The sequence below is a fragment of the Nitrosomonas aestuarii genome (assembly GCF_003046585.1).
In the GTDB taxonomy this organism is placed as follows: domain Bacteria; phylum Pseudomonadota; class Gammaproteobacteria; order Burkholderiales; family Nitrosomonadaceae; genus Nitrosomonas; species Nitrosomonas aestuarii.
Map to the genome: position 1 here is coordinate 172,570 of NZ_QAAE01000004.1, position 18,413 is coordinate 190,982.

Annotated in this window: 13 protein-coding genes; 6 read left to right on the forward strand and 7 right to left on the reverse strand. The window is 44.4% G+C overall.

All coding sequences use genetic code 11. The features are described from left to right. The first annotated feature begins 40 nt into the window (after positions 1-40). Both C8R11_RS05405 and C8R11_RS05410 read left to right on the forward strand, forming a co-directional pair. Positions 41-1,837, forward strand: a complete 1,797-nt coding sequence (locus tag C8R11_RS05405) for an autotransporter assembly complex protein TamA (RefSeq protein WP_244907561.1) — start codon at positions 41-43, stop codon at positions 1,835-1,837. Then, positions 1,837-5,817 carry a translocation/assembly module TamB domain-containing protein gene (locus tag C8R11_RS05410; RefSeq protein WP_107794801.1) on the forward strand — a complete coding sequence of 1,327 codons (3,981 nt, stop codon included), beginning with the start codon at positions 1,837-1,839 and terminating at the stop codon, positions 5,815-5,817. Before C8R11_RS05405 ends, C8R11_RS05410 begins: the two co-directional genes overlap by 1 nt. A 26-nt stretch (positions 5,818-5,843) precedes the next feature. Here the strand turns inward: C8R11_RS05410 and C8R11_RS05415 are convergent, their stop codons facing one another. The 6 genes from C8R11_RS05415 to C8R11_RS05440 all read right to left on the reverse strand — a co-directional run bounded on the left by C8R11_RS05415 (position 5,844) and on the right by C8R11_RS05440 (position 14,024). After that, positions 5,844-7,238 carry a PAS domain S-box protein gene (locus C8R11_RS05415; RefSeq protein WP_244907552.1) on the reverse strand — a complete coding sequence of 465 codons (1,395 nt, stop codon included), beginning with the start codon at positions 7,236-7,238 and terminating at the stop codon, positions 5,844-5,846. Positions 7,239-7,296: 58 nt separating this feature from the next. After that, complete coding sequence (locus C8R11_RS05420) at positions 7,297-9,717, reverse strand: EAL domain-containing protein (protein ID WP_107794802.1); 2,421 nt, start codon at positions 9,715-9,717, stop codon at positions 7,297-7,299. Positions 9,718-10,574: 857 nt separating this feature from the next. Beyond that, a complete protein-coding gene (locus C8R11_RS05425) occupies positions 10,575-11,564 on the reverse strand; it encodes a radical SAM protein (RefSeq protein ID WP_244907553.1) in 990 nt (329 codons plus the stop codon). Then, positions 11,536-12,585: a methyltransferase domain-containing protein gene (locus C8R11_RS05430; protein WP_107794804.1), complete on the reverse strand. Its 1,050-nt coding sequence runs from the start codon at positions 12,583-12,585 to the stop codon at positions 11,536-11,538. The genes C8R11_RS05425 and C8R11_RS05430 overlap by 29 nt, the downstream gene beginning before the upstream one ends. 22 nt (positions 12,586-12,607) lie before the next feature. Then, positions 12,608-13,327: a TIGR04283 family arsenosugar biosynthesis glycosyltransferase gene (locus C8R11_RS05435; protein ID WP_107794805.1), complete on the reverse strand. Its 720-nt coding sequence runs from the start codon at positions 13,325-13,327 to the stop codon at positions 12,608-12,610. Continuing rightward, entirely contained in the window at positions 13,320-14,024 is a 705-nt protein-coding gene (locus tag C8R11_RS05440) for a TIGR04282 family arsenosugar biosynthesis glycosyltransferase (protein ID WP_244907554.1), read from the reverse strand. The genes C8R11_RS05435 and C8R11_RS05440 overlap by 8 nt, the downstream gene beginning before the upstream one ends. A 421-nt stretch (positions 14,025-14,445) precedes the next feature. Here C8R11_RS05440 and C8R11_RS05445 point away from each other — a divergent pair, with 421 nt between their 5' ends. Together C8R11_RS05445 and C8R11_RS05450 are read left to right on the forward strand one after the other, a co-directional pair. Further along, complete coding sequence (locus C8R11_RS05445; protein ID WP_090699583.1) at positions 14,446-14,829, forward strand: response regulator; 384 nt, start codon at positions 14,446-14,448, stop codon at positions 14,827-14,829. A gap of 29 nt (positions 14,830-14,858) precedes the next feature. After that, positions 14,859-16,337: a sensor histidine kinase gene (locus C8R11_RS05450; protein WP_107794806.1), complete on the forward strand. Its 1,479-nt coding sequence runs from the start codon at positions 14,859-14,861 to the stop codon at positions 16,335-16,337. Positions 16,338-16,374: 37 nt separating this feature from the next. Here C8R11_RS05450 and C8R11_RS05455 read toward each other — a convergent pair whose 3' ends face one another. Further along, a complete protein-coding gene (locus C8R11_RS05455) occupies positions 16,375-17,049 on the reverse strand; it encodes a class I SAM-dependent methyltransferase (RefSeq protein WP_107794807.1) in 675 nt (224 codons plus the stop codon). 406 nt (positions 17,050-17,455) lie between these two features. Here C8R11_RS05455 and C8R11_RS16095 point away from each other — a divergent pair, with 406 nt between their 5' ends. Together C8R11_RS16095 and C8R11_RS05465 are read left to right on the forward strand one after the other, a co-directional pair. Next, on the forward strand, positions 17,456-17,860 hold the full coding sequence (locus C8R11_RS16095) for a hypothetical protein (RefSeq protein WP_181258167.1): 405 nt from the start codon (positions 17,456-17,458) through the stop codon (positions 17,858-17,860). A gap of 108 nt (positions 17,861-17,968) precedes the next feature. Then, positions 17,969-18,283: an HPF/RaiA family ribosome-associated protein gene (locus C8R11_RS05465; protein ID WP_090699591.1), complete on the forward strand. Its 315-nt coding sequence runs from the start codon at positions 17,969-17,971 to the stop codon at positions 18,281-18,283. The last annotated feature ends 130 nt before the right edge of the window (positions 18,284-18,413 follow it).

The following is an 18,413-nucleotide window of genomic DNA, read 5'->3' on the forward strand; positions in this document are numbered from 1 at the left end:
ACCCTTTCTGACATTTCAATTGAATCTTGATTGTTTCGTGATGCAAGACTTCCTGTGTATCTTCAGAAAAAAGCTTATTACATTTTTATGGGTTCTTTATATAATCGTTTTTGCATTCAGCAGTAAAACTATTTTAGCCGAATCGACGGTAATACCCAACAAGCCCGGTCAATCAGAATTCATATTGTTTTCCGCACCGAGCACAATACAGGATTTTTTAGCAACGCATATCAAACTGCCTGACAAGCATTTTGCCAACGATATGGCACAACGCGCTTTTTTGCGACGGACAAAAACTGAAATCCATGAATTGCTTGCGACACAAGGTTATTTCTCCCCCATCGTCACATTTGACACACAAATCAAAAACGAAATTGAAATACCGGTGATCGCCATTGATCCAGGGCCTTTGGTGCATGTTGAGTCCGTGCAAATAGAATTTCAAGGGGCTATCACTCAGAGTGACGAACAACAGCAAAAAAAAATCAACAAATGGCGTAAGGCATGGCCGCTTAAAGCCGGTGCACCATTTCGTTCAGCCGATTGGGAAGAAGCCAAGTCGGTTTTATTATCGCAGATAACTTATGAAAAATATGCAGCCGCCAGCATTGTCAAAAGTGAAGCAGTAGTTGACAGGGAAAACGCACAGGTAACGCTTCACATCGTTATTGATTCAGGTCCGGTTTTTTATTTTGGCGAACTTGAGATTACCGGACTGGAGCGCTATGATGTTGAAATGATAGAAAACTACAGGCCGTTTCGTACCGGTGATATCTATCGTAAAGAACTCATGCATATGTTTCAAATTGCATTACAAGGCATTCCACATTTCGGTAATGTGTCCGTGAATATTTATCCGAATATTTCAAAACATAAAGCTGTTCCAGTACATGTCTCAGTTACAGAAACAAAAACACAGCGTATTGCCGTGGGTGGCGGGTATAGTTCCAATAACGGCGCACGGGTTGAAGTCAATTTCAGCAATCACGATTTTCTCGACCGCGCATGGCAGTTCAATACAGCACTGCGCCTGGAGCAAAAACGTCAGACATTCCTAACCGGTGTCAACACATTACCCAATCAAAACAACGTCTATTATTCTGCTGGTGCCAGTATGCAAAGAACCGATATTGAAGATCTGGTCACTATCAGACAACGCGTAGACACGGCACGTACATATCAAACCCGCAATTTACTCAGTCAATTTTCTTTAAACTGGCAAAGAGAGGAAAAACGTCCTGACGGCGCAATCAACCAGACTGTTAAAGCACTGGCACTCGACTGGCGGTTTCGTCACCATGTCGTGGATGATCCCGTCAATATCCGGCGTGGCAGCGCTTCGGAATTCAGACTGGGCGCTGGTAGTGAGTTTATATTTTCCGATCAGGATTTTATGCGTATATATGGGCGACAACAAAACTGGTGGCCGGTTGGCAAACGTGATGTGTTCTATCTGCGCGGAGAAGCCGGTTATACGTTGGCACCATCGCGTTTCGGCATTCCACAGGAGTACTTGTTTCGTGCCGGCGGCATACAATCGGTTCGAGGCTATGATTTTATGAGCATCGGTGTACGCGAAGGAAACGCAATTGTCGGCGGCCGCGTTCTGGCGACCGGAACCGCTGAATATACACACTGGTTTATGCAAAACTGGGGAACAGCGGCATTTGTAGATGTTGGTAGTGCTGCTGACAGCATGAAAGATATGGATTTATTTCTCGGCTACGGTGCCGGCGTACGCTGGCGCAGCCCGGCCGGACCGCTCGCGCTTGACTTGGCCAGAGGGCATAAAACCGGAACACTGCGCGTACACTTTTCTATGGTTGTCAATTTCTGATGAATATCCGCGAACATAACAGCAACCTGGACACCCGAAACAAACCATGCAGCAAAAACACCCGCACAGCCTTTCGTTTTAAAGGATATGCTATTGCGCTGCTGATTACATTGATGACAGTCACCGGCGGCGGTTACTGGCTTTTGAATACCGCAACCGGTTTGCAGTGGCTGCTGTCCGCCGCAACGCGCATGAGTAATGAAGCGCTACAGATTGAAGGCATTGACGGGACCGTCAGTGCGTTGCAAATCGACAGATTGTATTTTCATGATGAAACACTGCAGCTTGCTGTACAACAACTCAAACTTGACTGGTCACCGGGCCAATTATTGACCGGAAAACTATTGTTCCATGAAATCAGCGCCCAGTTGCTTGACGTGCATACCGCACCAGCTCAAGAAGAAGATACTGAAGAAACAACATTACCCGATAATTTGGAATTACCGATTGCAATCTCTCTGAAGAACCTGTTTGTCGACAAAATACGCATCTATTCCATGGACGACAACCAATCCGGCCAGCAACCGGATTTCTCTCTAGCCGATTTATCGATCCGCCTGGAAAGTCATGCGCAACAACATCAGATCAAACACCTCTCGTTCAACTCCATGTTCGGTGCACTCGAGGCCTCAGCGCAAATCCGATCGATGCGCCCTTTTAAGCTGGGTGCAACTATCCAACTTGACAATGCTGAAAAATGGGGCGTTACACATGCCGTGTTAACAGGTTCACTGAAACAGCTTGGCATACAGATTGAGCATCACCATCAACCCATGCAGGGTACAATTAATGCACAACTGCAACCGTTTGCGCAAAATCCGCTTGCCATGCTCACATCGTTGCGTGCTACCGTCACTGAATTCAACCCTGCCACTTTATTACCCGACAAGCCTGAAATTCCCAAAGCCAATCTGGCACTGCAAGCAACTTTCAACCAAAACAATGAAAACCAACTGACAGGTATATTAACGCTCAGAAACAGCGCAATTGCGCCGCTGGATCAGAATGGAGTGCCACTGGCCGGGATCAGCACAGCGATTTTACTGACTGATGAAACATTGAAACTGGGCGATCTCAAAATACAGCTACCGGAACAAGGCCTGATTGACGGAATTATTACATGGCAATTCAAGGAAGCAATCGGTCTGGCCGAGCTTAACGTCAGCAATCTAAATCCGTCCGCTATTGATACCCAGTTACAGGCTGCAAAAGTTAACGGCCTAGTGCAACTCACAGGTGATGCAGATGAGCAGCATGTTAATATCAACCTGAGCGATCAATCATTAAAATTGGATGCTGCAGTGACACGTACCGCTAGCCTGATTTTGTTGGAACAGCTTGATTTGCGTCACGGTCAATCCAGCCTGACCGGCAAGGGCGAGTTCAATCCGGGTAATGAAGATAAGGCGGATGATATACAGAGACAATCTTTTCATTTCACCGGTCAACTCAAGCAATTTAATATTGCCGATTTTGTCAAAGCTCCGGAATCCAGTTTAAATACGAAACTCACGCTAGCGGGAAGCTTATCACCCAAACCGTCGGCCAGGCTCGATTATCAATTTGAGAAAAGCCACTTTAACCAACAACCGGTCACCGGTAAAGGGCGGATTACATTTGAGCAACCCTTAGCCTTCACCAGTAATGCCGATTTTCAGATCGGGGCCAACCAAATAACAATCAAGGGGGAATTTGGCAAGCCCGGCGATGCGTTAGCGCTAAATATTACTGCGCCTTCATTGACTCAAATCGGCTTGGGACTATCGGGTGCGATCAAAGCGCAGATTGACTTGAAAGGCACCATGGACTCACCCCTGATCGATTTCGATATTGACAGTGAGAAGCTCGCGCTGCCCGGCAACCATGCTTTCGAAAATCTGTCCGCGGAAGGTAAATTGCATGAAGAAGCGCTGAGTTTAATACTCACGGCCAATCAGTATCGCTCAGGCGGAGAAACACAAATCAAGCAACTGAACCTGAAAGTAACCGGCAAAAAATCAAGGCATACGCTACAAACTGATCTGCGTATCGACGATGAAATGGCCGTCACACTGCAGGCCGACGGTGGCATTTTCGGGCTCGACAAGCCCGACATCACGCCAAACTGGCGGGGGCAGTTGTCGCATCTGTCGGTAAGCGGGCAAATACCGGTACAATTGCAGGCGCCCACAGCAATCAATCTAAGCAGCGAGCAGGTATTGGTAAACGACGCGCAATTCGCAATAGCAGGCGGCCTTGCAGTCATTGACCGTATTTTCTGGTCGCCCAAGAACTGGGAAAGCAGCGGCCACTTTACCGGCATAGGACTGCACCCTGAAAGCGATTTAATTCCACAAGAAAAGATTTTGCGTTTAGGTGGACAATGGGTCGTTCAAAACCACGGACAGCTGAAAGGAGATGTCGAAATTTCCAGGGAAAAAGGCGACTGGCACCTGCCTGGAGAGTTACCACAACCTATTGGTCTGCAAATGGTGAAGCTTCATGCCAGCGCGCGTGATAATCAATTAACCGGCAAGCTCGATTTAATCAGTGCGCATATTGGAAAAGTGAAGGCTCGCATAACGCTACCAGTCACATATTCCGAAAAAAGCAATTTTTTTCCATCCCATACTAAACTGGATGGCCAGCTCAGCCTGAAAGCCGCTGATTTATCCTGGTTGGATCACTTGATGGATAACCCCATACAAACCGCCGGCCAAATTGAACTGCAGGCCAGTATCGCCGGCACACTTGACCAGCCGATACTGGAGGGCGATATCCGTGGAGAAAATCTTGCTGTTGCATTACTCGATCATGGTTTGGATTTACAGCAAGGTCAGTTGGTGGCGAGCTTTAATCAGTCCGCATTGCATATTAACAAGCTCAGTTTTATGTCTCCAAACGAAGCCCCGCCCAAAGACCGATTACTAAACAAACTGCAACTGGAAGACAAACCGGGTTCTCTGGAAATAAGCGGCTCGCTGGGCTTTGCCGACAACACACATCAGTTGACTGTAGCTCTGGACCATATTTACCTCGTTAATCCACCGCATTACTGGATTGTCGCTTCCGGCAAAAGCACAGTACAGATGCTCGACAATGTGATTGATTTAAGCGGCGAACTCATTGCCAATGCCGGTTTGATTATGCAACCGCCAGTATCACGGCCGCAGCTTGCAGATGACATCATCGTCGCAGAGAACAAAACAGAATCACGGGGAGATTCACAAACCGACGAGCAAACAACCATCATCAACTTGCACGCCACCCTTGATCTGGGGAAACAGTTTTTCCTTCGCGTCGCCGGACTCGAGGGACGCCTGGACGGCAGCCTGCAAATGCAAAATGACGAAAGTGGAGACTTAAGTGTAGTCGGTTCCATCGCTACACGCCAAACTACATTTAAAGCCTACGGTCAAGACCTCACTGTGGAACGCGGAATTGTAAACTTCCAAGGTCCGATTGACGATCCCGGACTGAATATTCTGGCGGTACGCAAAGGCCTGGAGGTTGAAGCTGGTGTTGAAGTAGCCGGTTCGGTACGCCACCCCAGGGTTAAACTGGTTTCCACGCCTCAAGTGCCCGATACTGAAAAACTGTCATGGATCGCGCTCGGTCGCGCACCCGATGCCAGTGGACTGGACTCCTCCTTGTTAATCACCGCCGCCAGTTCCATTCTGGGCGGAGAATCAGGCGGCATCACCAGTCAAATCAGTGATATGCTCGGCGTAGATGAAATTTCCTTCAGGCAAGGCAGCACCACGCCAAGCGGCTCATTAACCAATCCGGTTGGTCTAGCGAGCAGCACATTAGGTGGTCAAATCGGCACCGTTGGCAAACGCATATCGTCACGAGCCTATCTAAGCTACGAACGCGGCATCACCACAGCCACTGCAGGCATTACCAAACTGACCTATAACTTGACACCTAAAATAACTGTTGTCACACAGGCGGGTGAAGACAGCGCGATTGATCTGTTTTATACATTCAGATTTGATTAATCTGCAATCATAGCCGCCAGCTTATATCAAACCGGAATCAGCAGAGTAAAACTCGTAGGATTGCTGCGTTGAATGTTCAGTTCAGCTGAAATCTGTTCACTTAACAAATGAACAAGTTGCAACCCCAACGATGAAGCATTTTCAATATCAAAGGTTTCTGGTATGCCTACACCATCATCAGTAATTTGCAGCCGCAACCTGTCTGTTTCGAAATACGCTAGCCTGATATTTATATTTCCAGAAGCTTGGTCTACAAATGCATATTTCATCGCATTTGAACATAGTTCATTTATGATCAGACCCAGCGGGATACTGGTATCAATTGGAAGAAATACCGGATCAGTCTGCACGTCCACCGTTATTTTAGAAGAATCCAGTGCGTAGGATAACGATAGATTATTTACCAGCGATTCAATAACAGTTGAAAAATCTACACTGGAAAAATCCGAAGATTCATAGAGAATCTGATGTATTAAGGCCATTGACTTCACTCTGTTTTGACTTTCTCTCAAAACAAATGTGGCTGAATTGTTAAGTAATATATTCGATTGCATACCGAGCAAACTATCGATTATCTGCAAATTGTTTTTTACTCTGTGGTGTATTTCGGCCAATAACAGCTCTTTTTCTTGCAGCGCAGCCTTTAGTTGTTGCTCCCGGTACTTGCGTTCTGTTATGTCGATAACTGAGGCCAGTACCATAACACCCCCCGGGGTTTGGATGGGATTCAAGCCGACTTCAACCGGAAATTCCTTTCCTTGCTTGCTTAGCCCATAAAGATCTCTTCCATGGCCCATTTCACGCGCACTGGGCTGGTTTAAATAGTTCCTTCTCAAATCCGGGTGATGTACACGATGTGACTCGGGTATCAGGATTTCAATAGACTGGCCTATCAGTTCATCACGCTGATAACCGAATAAAGTTTCCGTTGTCGTATTTACCATAACAATAACGCCATCCTGATTAGTCATGACCATGCCGTTGGGAGAAGCTTCCACAGCCAAGCGTATCATTTCCTCAGCATGCCTGCGCTCCGTCATATCGACTATTGCAGCCAGTACAAAAACACCATGCTCGGTTTTGACCGGATTCAAACCCACTTCAACCGGAAATTCCTGTCCATTTTTACGCAAACCGTAAAGGTCGTTGCCATGTCCCATTGGACGGGTCTTTGACTCATGGAGATAAACCTGTCGGTATTCGGGGTGCTTTTGATGGTGCCGTGCAGGTATCAGTTTTTCGACGGGTTGGCCAATTAATTCTTGTCTTGAGTAACCAAAGAATCTTTCCGTTGCAGCATTCACCATGACAATTTTTCCCTTTTGGTCAGTCATGACTATCCCGTTTGGTGAAGCCTCTACAGCAAGATGCATCATTTCCTCGGAATTTTTAGAACCATTCATCCGGGTAAACGGCAGCATATTTTTGATCCTCACATCCAGGTATAAAAAATTAAAAAAAATTACTTTTCAATGTATTTTAATGAAATGCTGATTTCTTTATTAAACCGGGTATCTGATCTGCAGGTACTGGCTTTCCAAGTAAATAGCCTTGTAATTCATCACAACCATGATCATCCAGAAAAGCAATCTGTTCCGATTTTTCAATTCCTTCCGCCACAACCTTTAGATTTAGCTCTTTAGAAAGCGCTAATATAGCTGCCGCAATCGCACAATCATTTCTATCAAGCGGAATATCCTTGATAAAGCTATGATCAATTTTTAATTTATGGATTGGAAGGTTCTTCAATGAGCTCATACACGAATAACCTGTACCAAAATCATCAATGGATATCGATACACCTAATTTTTCCAGTTCTTGTAAACTTGCGTTATTCGTCAATTCATTCTGCAAACAGGATTCCGTTATTTCCAGTTCAAGTAAATGCGACGGCAAATCATACCTGTGCATCAATTTAGCAATTAATTTAGGTAATTGCGTATCTGAAAATTGCCGAATCGAAATATTGACTGCAACTCCGAGATCACAAAGCCCTTCAGAACGCCATTGAAAAAGTTGTCTGCATGCTTCTGTCAAAACCCAGTTTCCGATAGTAATAATGAGCCTGCTTCTTTCCGCTATGGGAATAATCTCTACCGGGGATAACAGTCCTTTAACAGGATGTTGCCAACGTATTAGCGCTTCGACACCCGTTAATCTGCGCTCGAGTGAAGAAAACTTGGGCTGGTAATAAAGCTGGAGTTCGTTTCTTTCTAACGCAAGATATAGCTCATGTTCTCTTGTCAAATGATGGACCGCATTTTGCGTTAACGATGGATGGTAAAAAGCATAACTGTTTCGTCCGCTGCCCTTGGCCTTATACATCGCCGTATCTGCCATTTGAACCAATCCGTCCTGATGGTCCGAGTGATCCGGATAAACGCTGATACCGATACTACATGAAGGCACAATCTCCATATTGTTCACCACAATGGGATCAGACAGGCATTTAAGAATCTTATTGGCAATCCTTACAAAACCATCGCTGGTATCGGTATTGGCCACAATAACAATAAATTCATCTCCGCCGAGTCGTCCGAGCGTATCGCTCTCACGCAGTATTGAGAGCATCCTTTGCGAAATGAGATGCAGCATCGTGTCTCCCGCTTTATGTCCGAGGGTATCATTGACCATTTTAAAGTTATCAAGATCTATGAATAACACACCCACAAGTGTTGCATCACGCTTCGCCTTGGTAATTTCTTGTTTAAGCCGGTCCATTACCAGCATACGATTAGGCAAGTTGGTAAGATTATCGTAATAGGCAATGCGCAACAGCTGCTCCTGCGTTTCCCGCATTGCTGTTATATCCGAGATAATGACAACGGATTGACTCTCTCCACATTCTTTAACAGGAACCCGGCTAACATTTAACAACGCATACATTTTCGCTTTATTTTCTTTGAATGCCATTATTTCACCCTGCCAATGACCATTTTCTTCCACACTTTGCCATATCTCATGGTAGGTTTCTTTACTTAGAAAACGATCGTTCATGAAAGGCAGTTCGCTGTTCTTCAGATCACTCTCGTGAAATTGAGTCATTTTATAGAAAGCCTTATTAGCACAATCGAACATCTTGTTCCTGAGAATAACGATGCCTTCAGCGGCACATTCAAAAACGATAGCTGCTTGCTCCAGTTTATTCTGGACACGCCTATTTTCAGTTGTTTCCTGCAAAACACCGATTATCTGATGCTCATACAGCTTGTTGGCGGCAAACGATTTACCATACAATTTGTACCAACGGTCTTCACCTGATACAGGCGAAACACAAAATTCTATCTCTTCTGCCACGTTTGGTTCGCCATGCATTCTCTCAATAAAAGCAGAGACTTTCTGTTTATCACGCTTATGGATTAAATCGAAAAACTCCTTCCAGTTAGGTATCGACTCAATATAACCATTAGGGCTTTTTCCCAGAAATACTTCATTCGAATGCTTTGTTTTTTCCCATGTACCCAAGCGCGCAGCCTCGAGCGCAAGACGGAAATGCTGCTCACTCTTTTTTATTTGAGCATCGGTTTCGTAGCGTTCCATGCTGACCTGGATCATGACATGCAATTCCCTGTCAGAAAACGGCTTTAACAAGTACCCATAAGGCTGCGTTGCTCTCGCTCTGCTAAGGGTATTTTCTTCTGAGTAAGCAGTCAGGTAAATCACGGGAATATGATAGGTTTCCTGCAATCTGGTAGCTACCTCTATACCATCAATACTTCCTTGAATATGAATATCCATTAATACAATACTCGGCAATTCTTCATCTATTAGCGCCAGCGCCTTGTTCCCACTCGCCGCTGTCCCTGTTACTTGGTAACCCAGCCTAATCAAACGTTTCTTGAGATCAAAAGCAACTATCTGTTCATCTTCCACTATCAATATCTTGATGCATTTATCCATAGTTATTCCTACTCATAGCATTCAACCATTATTACAGACGTTCTAACAATGTAATGACACAAAACAAGAACCAACCGAAAAGGGAGGATGTAAATTCGAAAAATAAATTGGCACAGATTTCTTATTGATAGCGTTATTTGCTGGAGCCTCACAATAATCATCAACGATCACAAATATACTGCATATTGTTCCCTCTCAGATATAAAACTAAAGCTCATTAATCCAGCTTAAACCGGTGTAATTTCCCTGATAGGTAGACTTGCACGAACACCTTTGTTTCGAGCTTTGCTAATTATTCATTATTTACCGATTAAGTCGAATGTCTGAAAAAAACGCTGATATTCTTCATGTTGTTATATCAAAACGCATTCAGATCACAACAGGCCAATAGCTGCTTAATCACAAGCAAGACATTGTTTTTTATCGTCTAATATCTTTACAATGCCGGCCATCATAGCAAAATAATCTGCTTTATGGATATTCAATTGTACAAGAGAAATAATCCGGGCTTTTTATCTGGGATAATTGGCTCAAAAAAAGTCTCATCTCCCAGTTTTTAAATCCCGTATCACAAACGCAGTAAAACTCCAAATGATCAAATAAGTGCGACAATCATCATTTTGATCAATTCACGTTACAACTAGAAGTAGAAGTCGCTCCATGTGACTCATAGTTTTTCCCCAAAATCGCATGCCGCCCTGTCTACGCGTTACATTAACCGGCACATTGACACACCCGTGCGTCCTTCTTTATCCTTTACTGTCAGGTATAAAATCGCCCGTATGTCCGCCAGAGTCATTACTGCCACAATCGGCAGTCCTATCAACCACCTGTGTTTATTCAATATCGGTATGCTTTTATTTTCCGGACAGCTCGCTGCATGAAGCGCCAAATTTGAAACAGCTATAGCAGCGATGATGCTTCATGCTCACAGGTATTTCCAGACTTTCTGTTAAAGTGGCAGCCAAAGCATAATCAGCATCGTCGTCGACCAGCGTACAGGCATATACCCGGCATTGATTATGCTGCTTGACCACCATGCGGCTGAATGCGCACATAAATTCCCGTCGCGATGATTCGGTCTGAAAATCCACCATACAGCTTTGGGTAATTTGTGGCGCCGAGACAACTGCTTCAGGTGGATAAAACTCTGGAAACTCTACTCGAGGCAAGTCTTCTGGCAGTCTTGCTTCACGGAAGACTTCGGCATAACGATCTGCCACATAATCTGCAGATAAATTTGACATCATCTGATTTGCAACCGACAGCGAAAATCCCATGGTATACAGCATACGCATACCTTCCAATGCGCGAGAGAACATACCTTCTCCGCGCGCTTTGTCATGTTCCGCAGCGTCAAAATGATCCAGACTGACGCGAAAATGCAGCTTCTGTTGGTAGCCCAGTAACGGTTCCAGTTGCTTGGTACGTTTAATCAACGGATCAGTTGCGTTAGTTAATACCAAACAAGGATGGTAATGCAGTGCATATGCAAGCATCTGCACGATATCCTTGTTAATAAAAGGCTCGCCGCCCGTGAATGAAAATTGTTTTACACCGAGTGTTAAAGCTTCATCAATATAAGGCTTGGCGTCATCAAAGCGCATCAACTGCAAACGGGTATCACCGGGTTTGGATCCTTCCAGACAAAATGGACACGCAAGATTACAGGCTGTCCCGGTATGCAGCCACAATTCATCCAGCGCATGGGTATGAATAACTCCGCGCGGACTGCCCTCTGAAGTCGCATACCACTCAGGTGAACGTTGATGTTTTTCCTGTGATTGTTGGTGCTGTACTGAAGCGCTGGTATTCATACTAGCAACAACCGCTGCTTTTTTGCTCATCTGACGCACCATCATCAAAAGGAATGCCCATGCCACATCCCGGGAAAATACCGTAGTGTCGTTCAAAATTACCGTAAAAATCGAAGTGACCGGCAAAACGAGTATCATGCAGCATACGCCAGGTATTACCACAAACCGCAAACTGTTTTCCGGTTTCAATAAAATGATGTTTATCCAACACAAATGCATGTGGATGATGCACAATCGTGCCACGATAAACCACCGACTGACCGTGATCCTCGCACGCCCGTTCAAGCTCAGGCAGTTTGAATAAGCGATAGGTTGCCGAATAAAAACGGATATTACCGGTTTTAGCCTGCAGCTGCGGATTATCAATGATTATCGGGCGATCTTCGACCAGACGTGGATCAGTGAAACCCTGCGTGCGCGCCAGCGGCACAAAATCGTTCCAGTACAATGCGCCGCTTAGACACTCGCCGTACAACACCGGATCTTTGGTCAACTCGTTCGGAATACGCCGATCACTGTACACATCGGAAAAATACAATTCGCCGCCCGGCTTCAATACCCGGTAAGCTTCACGCAAAACGGCTGCTTTATCCATAGCGAGATTAATCACGCAGTTCGATACGATAATATCGATACTTGCATCGGCCAGCTCCAACTCATCTAGCTGCTCAATATAACCATGTAAAAAACGTACATTATCACGCTTGTAACCAAATGCTTTCTGATGAAAATTTTCATGCTTGCGCGCAACAGCAAGCTGTTCTTCGGTCATATCGACGCCGATAATTTCCCCCTTTTCACCGACCAGTTGTGACAGCACATAAACATCGCGCCCCGCCCCACAACCCAGATCAAGAATCGTCAATCCCTCTAATTGCTCAGGCAAAACCAAACCGCAACCGTAATATCGCTTCATCACTTCATCATGCACTTTTGCCAGCAGTGGTTTCACATATTCGGGCAAGCCTGTATCGGTGCAACAGGCGTTTGTTTTCAAATCATGGGTGCCTGATAACGTTTCTCCGTAATATTTTTGAACAGTCTCTTGCATAATTTTCCTCAAATTAAATATATTACAAGTGCTTGATATGGGAATGTTTAGGGGATGCTTTCATGGCCTGATAGCGCGCCGCCAGCGCCTTAGGCGTCACACCGCATGCAAACTGTAACGCCAGTATACGATTATGCCAGGTACGCCGCCACCAGCCATCTTGTAGCCAGCGGCGTGGGTTAACGAATATGGATTCACGTAATCCTATAAATTTTCCGATTTGCCGAGCACCTTGCACCAGCGGCACCTCTTCAAACAAAGACCACGGCGCATGGCCGCCCACCTCATGATAGCTCGCACGTAAAATGAAAAGTCCCTGATCACCATAAGGCACCCCGAAAAAACAGCGTAACATAATGGCCGGCTCCAGGACAAAAGCAGGCCAATGTCGTGGTTTATCAAAGCGAAACCTAAAAAAACCACCAATTGCGTTATTATGGATTGCCTGTCTCATTGCTACAAATGAAGTTGATGACAATCGGACATCTGCATGCAAAAACCACAGCACATCGCCTTGCGCTATTGAAGCACCCGCCAATAACTGTTGCCCACGGCAGGCTTGACCAGCTGCCAACCAGCGCACCTTAAACAGACTGCAAATCCTCTGGCATAATTCACTGTCAGCGCCATCCACGACAATAATTTCCCATGCCTTATCCGGTATGTTGCATAGTTGCTCCAATAAACTACGCAATTTCTCTTCGTCGTGGTAACAGGGAATAATAATACTGAATTTAAGCATGTTTATTGTTATGACTGATTTTCAGCATTAACGCGACATCGCTTGCAAACGCGCACAAGGCGCGACGTGCAGGACGATCATCGTTTTTCAATGTGTCAATCAAGCGAAAAAAATCTTCCGGTTCATCAACATCATAGCCTTTTTGCAATTTTTTCACCGAACCCATCTCTACCTGACATAGCTGGCTCAAAGCAATTCCGAGCCGGTCTGTACTCCAAGGCAGTTTGGACAAACCGGGCCATCTGCTTCGATTGGCCATCAACACGACACCACCATCAGTGGCGGGTATCAGCACAGCGTTGTTTTCATGCAACCCCGCTTTTACAGCCGCATAGTCTTCCGGTCTCAGTCCGGGAGAGTCGCTTCCAATATAAATCAGTTGCGTTCGTTTATTTTTTTCGTGACGTAAAGTATCATCCAGTACATTAAGACGTTGCCCCAGATTTCCGCTGATTTGCGGCACCACCTTGCATTGAGAGGAAAATCGCTTAGCACGCGCCCATGCCCAGCGTTCGTCATTCTGACTGGCAGGGGCCAATACCACCGGCCCTGGCCACTCGGCAGCGTCTTCAAATGCACATGCCAATAACGCTTGAGCAATCTGTAACGTCAATTCTGTTCCAAATCGCGTTGCAAGCCGCTGCTTACCGACACCGAGTTCGGGCTTTTTGTGAACCAATACCAGCGTTGCATCCATTATATTATGTTGTATATTTATAACATTGCGAATCACTTGCGCCTGCTATTGTTCATTTCTGTCTGTTTGGTCGCATCATCCTTATGAACCTTACAATCAGATTAAATCTGATTTGCTACCCTTATTTCCAATACTATTATTTGTCCACTGCAATTTTTATACCCAGCATTCTGCAAGATTTTCTTGAGAATTTCAGTATCACATTATTTTTTTAGCATTAATAGATTTTTCTTCACACTTTTTTTATACACTTATCTATATAATGGTTATTAAAATACATGCGACACAATAATAAAGATATAGGCAATTACATAAAAAAAATGATAGTCTGAACCCAAAAAGTTAAGAAGTCGGAGTAATTTTTTGTGTTTTACTCGAATAATCTGCCGTATATATCAAAAACAAAAGCAGGAGAATTAATATGACAAAAAGAATCGCGCATGTCGATGACGATGCAGACATTCGTGATGCGGTGGGGCGCATCTTGCGAAAACATGGCTACCAGGTCGATCATTATCTGACTATGAAGGAATTGATTAATACGCTGGAACAAGGTGTCAACCTCCCGGATCTCGCCATTCTAGATGTAATGGTTGAATCAATGGATGCCGGATTGACGGCCTACGCAGAAATTCATAAACGTTATCCACAAATACAAACCATTTTTTTAACTTCCTTGGGCGACATGATCCGACCATACTTTGACAAGGAGTCGAATGAGTGGGTGAGCATTATGGAGAAACCCGTAGAGCCGGAAAGCCTGCTCGACGTGATTCAAGATCGCCTTGGTCAGACAGTCAAATAATAACAATTATAAATTGAGCAGACAATGATATGGCGGACGCAAAATTTACTTGGGACAAAACCCAAACGCCCATCGCATTTTCGTTAAAAAACGAATGCGCGTCTAAACTGAGTGACGATATATTAATCAGCAATATCCGCTGGTTTATCATTTTTCGTTGGGGGGTTATCAGCGCATTAATTCTGTTGCACATATTGGCGTTGTTAATGCCTGACTCGCTGATACAGTTTCGTATCATTGAAGAAAACAACTGGCCTATCGCTATCACACTGGTTCTGGGAATTGCCAATTTATTTTATATTTTCGCACTGGATCATTGCAAACCCGGAAAATTTAACACCCCATCTATTAACCTCTGGTCCCAGATTATAATTGATCTTATTTGTTTGTCGGTAGTTGTTCATTATGTCGGCAGTACAGCAACACCCGCACCGTTTTTCTATATTCTGCATATCGCGCTGGCATGTATTTTTTTCTCCACGTTGGAAAGCCTCCTGGTAGCCGTGATCGTCAGCATCATGTACACCATCGTACTGCTGACTGAATATTCCCTGGCCATGCAGATTCCACAATCAATATTGATCGACCCATCGGTGACACATGACGGCATCAGTAAAAATCTGATGTTTTTCTGGATGTTCGCACTGGATATTTTATTTTTTACCGTCTGGTACCTGGTCTCAAGATTGTCACTTGTTGTACGGGCGCATGAAATTCAGTTGGCAGAAGCCTACAAGCGCATAAATCAGGCACAGCAGGAAAAAGATCAATATGCTGTACTCATGACACACCAGCTTAAGTCTCCGTTGGATGCGATACGCAGCAAAATTAATCTGATCAAAGGCGGCTACTGCGGAGAAGTGCCCTCCGATCTCAAGGAAACATTGCTGAAAATTGATCTGCGTGCTACCAATATGGCCGGTTTGATTTTGGATTTGCTAAAACTTCAACGGCTCAAGGAAACCTGTTTATGCACTGCAGAAATACAACCGGTAAACATTCAACACTCACTACAAAAATGCGTAGACAAACTGACGCCGGTTATCAATAACAAAGCAATCACTCTGAATGTTTCTCTTAATAATTTTATTTTTCAGGGCATACCCGATCAGGTGGAGATTCTATTTGAAAATATTATTTCCAATGCTATAGCCTACTCACACAAAAATGGATCTGTAGAAATTACATCCGATCTGGATATAAAAAATAAAAGCGCCACACTGACTATTATCGATCATGGTATCGGCATTGACAGTGATGATTTACCGAACATTTTTAATGAATATTTTTACTCACCACGCGCTGCATTACATAATAAAGCGAGCAGCGGCGTGGGTTTATCCATAGTTAAAATTGCAGCTGAAAATAATAACCTGCATATCAATGTCACCAGCGAACCCGGAGAAGGGACTGCCTTCACCATTATTTTCCCTGAAATACAGATACCTGCATCAACTGACAAAACTGATTCCACTGCAACATTTGGCAATCCACTACAACAGCCATAGCCTGATTTCCCGAAGACAGATATTAATATAACTGACTTTATTTACCTGCAGCTTTTACAGCAGTATAAAGCGTTAGTGTTCCGAAAATAGTGTTTAACGACTGATGTTGACAAACCCGAGAAAATCCCGCCTCACAAAATACTTCAATTAACCTGCCAGAAACATTATCCTGGGTGTTACTGAAGCCATCAACTAACTGAACAACAAAAAAAAGACAGCGCATCAACTTGTTACTGGCACGTCCCCAATCTATAACGTGCAATTCTCCACCCGGTTTCAATACTCGAAATAGTTCATTCGCAACCTGTTTTTTACGCCCCCAGGAAAGATGATGGAAAAACAGACTTGAAACCACTCGGTCAAAACTGTCAACCGGATAAGGTAAATTTTCAGCAAATGCATGTTCAAATTGAATATCAACACCAATCTGGCTGGCTTTCCGTTCAGCAATCGACAGCATTTTCCGGTCACAGTCAAGCGCGGCAATACCGACTGATGGAAAATCACGTTTGATCAGAATTGCCAGCGCCCCGGTACCACAACCAAGATCAAGTACCTGTTGCCCTTTCTCCAACCGGGCCTGCACAATCAGTGCATCCTTTAGCAGATTTCCGCGACCTGCAAAACGCATGAGCGGATCATAGAAGGGCGTCAGCCAATGATATCCCAAGGCCGGCACATAATTTTTATGATTCAGTTTCTGCTTTGTCATAACACTTTATCGTACTGTTATATCACAGGAGGATTTTTACAGGCAATTTCGCTTCTTCTACACAAAATACGAATGAATGTACGGAAGTCAGTACAGTGACTCACAGGTGCGATCGTATTATTAAAAGATATTCGGCAATTACGCACTACTATAATATATCAAAGTGTTAGTTCTAATAAACACCATTTTTTTCCTATACTCTGAATGTATCAATGGACTCGCATCTACCTGCGTCAAGAGGTCTACACCCATAATTTTGCTTACAATAACAGCTGTGCAACCAGTCTGATTCAATCAGGTCTTTTGCGGAAATATCAAACAGCAGCAGAGATAATGCTTTTGTCCAGAAACGCCATGCAAAAAAATAATTGAAGCTCACTTGCATACCGGTAAGATGGTGCTCTATATGACGATCGGACTAAAAATCGATCGAGCGTTAACACAGTATGCCACTAGCACCCTGGTGATGCTGAAATTCAAAGCAATAATCCTTCTGTCACATGAAACGCTTCCACATTCCGGGCAAGCCATTTCTAAGACTATAATAGCCATGCCATTGCAACTCGGATATCACAGAGCATACTTGCTGATTGGTGCAAAGGAACCAGAGGTGATCATGACTAGTAAGCCGTATACCTCGAGTTATTCACGATTGATGATTCTCTATCGTTTCTGTTGTCAATTGTCTGATTTTCAAAAAACGTTTAGACTCATTGAATCAAAAAAATTTAATAACGCTATCGGACTACGATTGTCAACTTATCTTGATGAGAACCAAGCACAAAATAATACAACACTTTTCAATTTCTGAAGATAAACAATGTTTCGCGGTGATACAATCCGCATCGTTGCCGACCGTAATCCGAACAGTTTTTGAACGTTGCCAGTACAAAATTGGCTACAATTAGAGGGGGAAATCATGCAGATTCAAGTCAATACCGACCATAATATTGAGGGTCACGAGAAATTTTCAGACCAAGTTAAAGCCAAGATCGCGGACGCACTGAATCGTTTCAGCAGGCATGTTACGCGAATTGAAGTGCACGTCAGCGACGAAAATAGCGACAAGGGAGGCATGAACGACAAACGTTGCTTAATAGAAGCACGTTTGGAAGGCCGGCAACCCATCGCGGTTACGCATCAAGCGGCAACCTTGGATCTGGCGGTTAACGGCGCTACCGATAAATTAAAGAACGCGATCGAAAGCACGCTCGGACGACTGGATAGTCATTAAGATCCTGTTTTAACTTGACGGCAGCGCGCCTCTTTGGATCAGACATCTCTGGCAGACCATTGAAAAGCGTTTTTGAGGCGAGCGATGTAAAATAATAACAAGCGGCAAAACGGGGTTTATGCATAAAAAT

Coding starts and splice junctions, on each gene's coding strand:
- C8R11_RS05455 (WP_107794807.1), bottom strand. CDS start 17,049: ATGACAAAGCAGAAACTGAATCATAAAAATTATGTGCCGGCCTTGGGA.
- C8R11_RS05430 (WP_107794804.1), bottom strand. CDS start 12,585: ATGCAAGAGACTGTTCAAAAATATTACGGAGAAACGTTATCAGGCACC.
- C8R11_RS05465 (WP_090699591.1), top strand. CDS start 17,969: ATGCAGATTCAAGTCAATACCGACCATAATATTGAGGGTCACGAGAAA.
- C8R11_RS05420 (WP_107794802.1), bottom strand. CDS start 9,717: ATGGATAAATGCATCAAGATATTGATAGTGGAAGATGAACAGATAGTT.
- C8R11_RS05440 (WP_244907554.1), bottom strand. CDS start 14,024: ATGGATGCAACGCTGGTATTGGTTCACAAAAAGCCCGAACTCGGTGTC.
- C8R11_RS05445 (WP_090699583.1), top strand. CDS start 14,446: ATGACAAAAAGAATCGCGCATGTCGATGACGATGCAGACATTCGTGAT.
- C8R11_RS05410 (WP_107794801.1), top strand. CDS start 1,837: ATGAATATCCGCGAACATAACAGCAACCTGGACACCCGAAACAAACCA.
- C8R11_RS05405 (WP_244907561.1), top strand. CDS start 41: ATGCAAGACTTCCTGTGTATCTTCAGAAAAAAGCTTATTACATTTTTA.
- C8R11_RS05435 (WP_107794805.1), bottom strand. CDS start 13,327: ATGCTTAAATTCAGTATTATTATTCCCTGTTACCACGACGAAGAGAAA.
- C8R11_RS05415 (WP_244907552.1), bottom strand. CDS start 7,238: ATGCTGCCGTTTACCCGGATGAATGGTTCTAAAAATTCCGAGGAAATG.
- C8R11_RS05450 (WP_107794806.1), top strand. CDS start 14,859: ATGGCGGACGCAAAATTTACTTGGGACAAAACCCAAACGCCCATCGCA.
- C8R11_RS05425 (WP_244907553.1), bottom strand. CDS start 11,564: ATGAGCAAAAAAGCAGCGGTTGTTGCTAGTATGAATACCAGCGCTTCA.
- C8R11_RS16095 (WP_181258167.1), top strand. CDS start 17,456: ATGACGATCGGACTAAAAATCGATCGAGCGTTAACACAGTATGCCACT.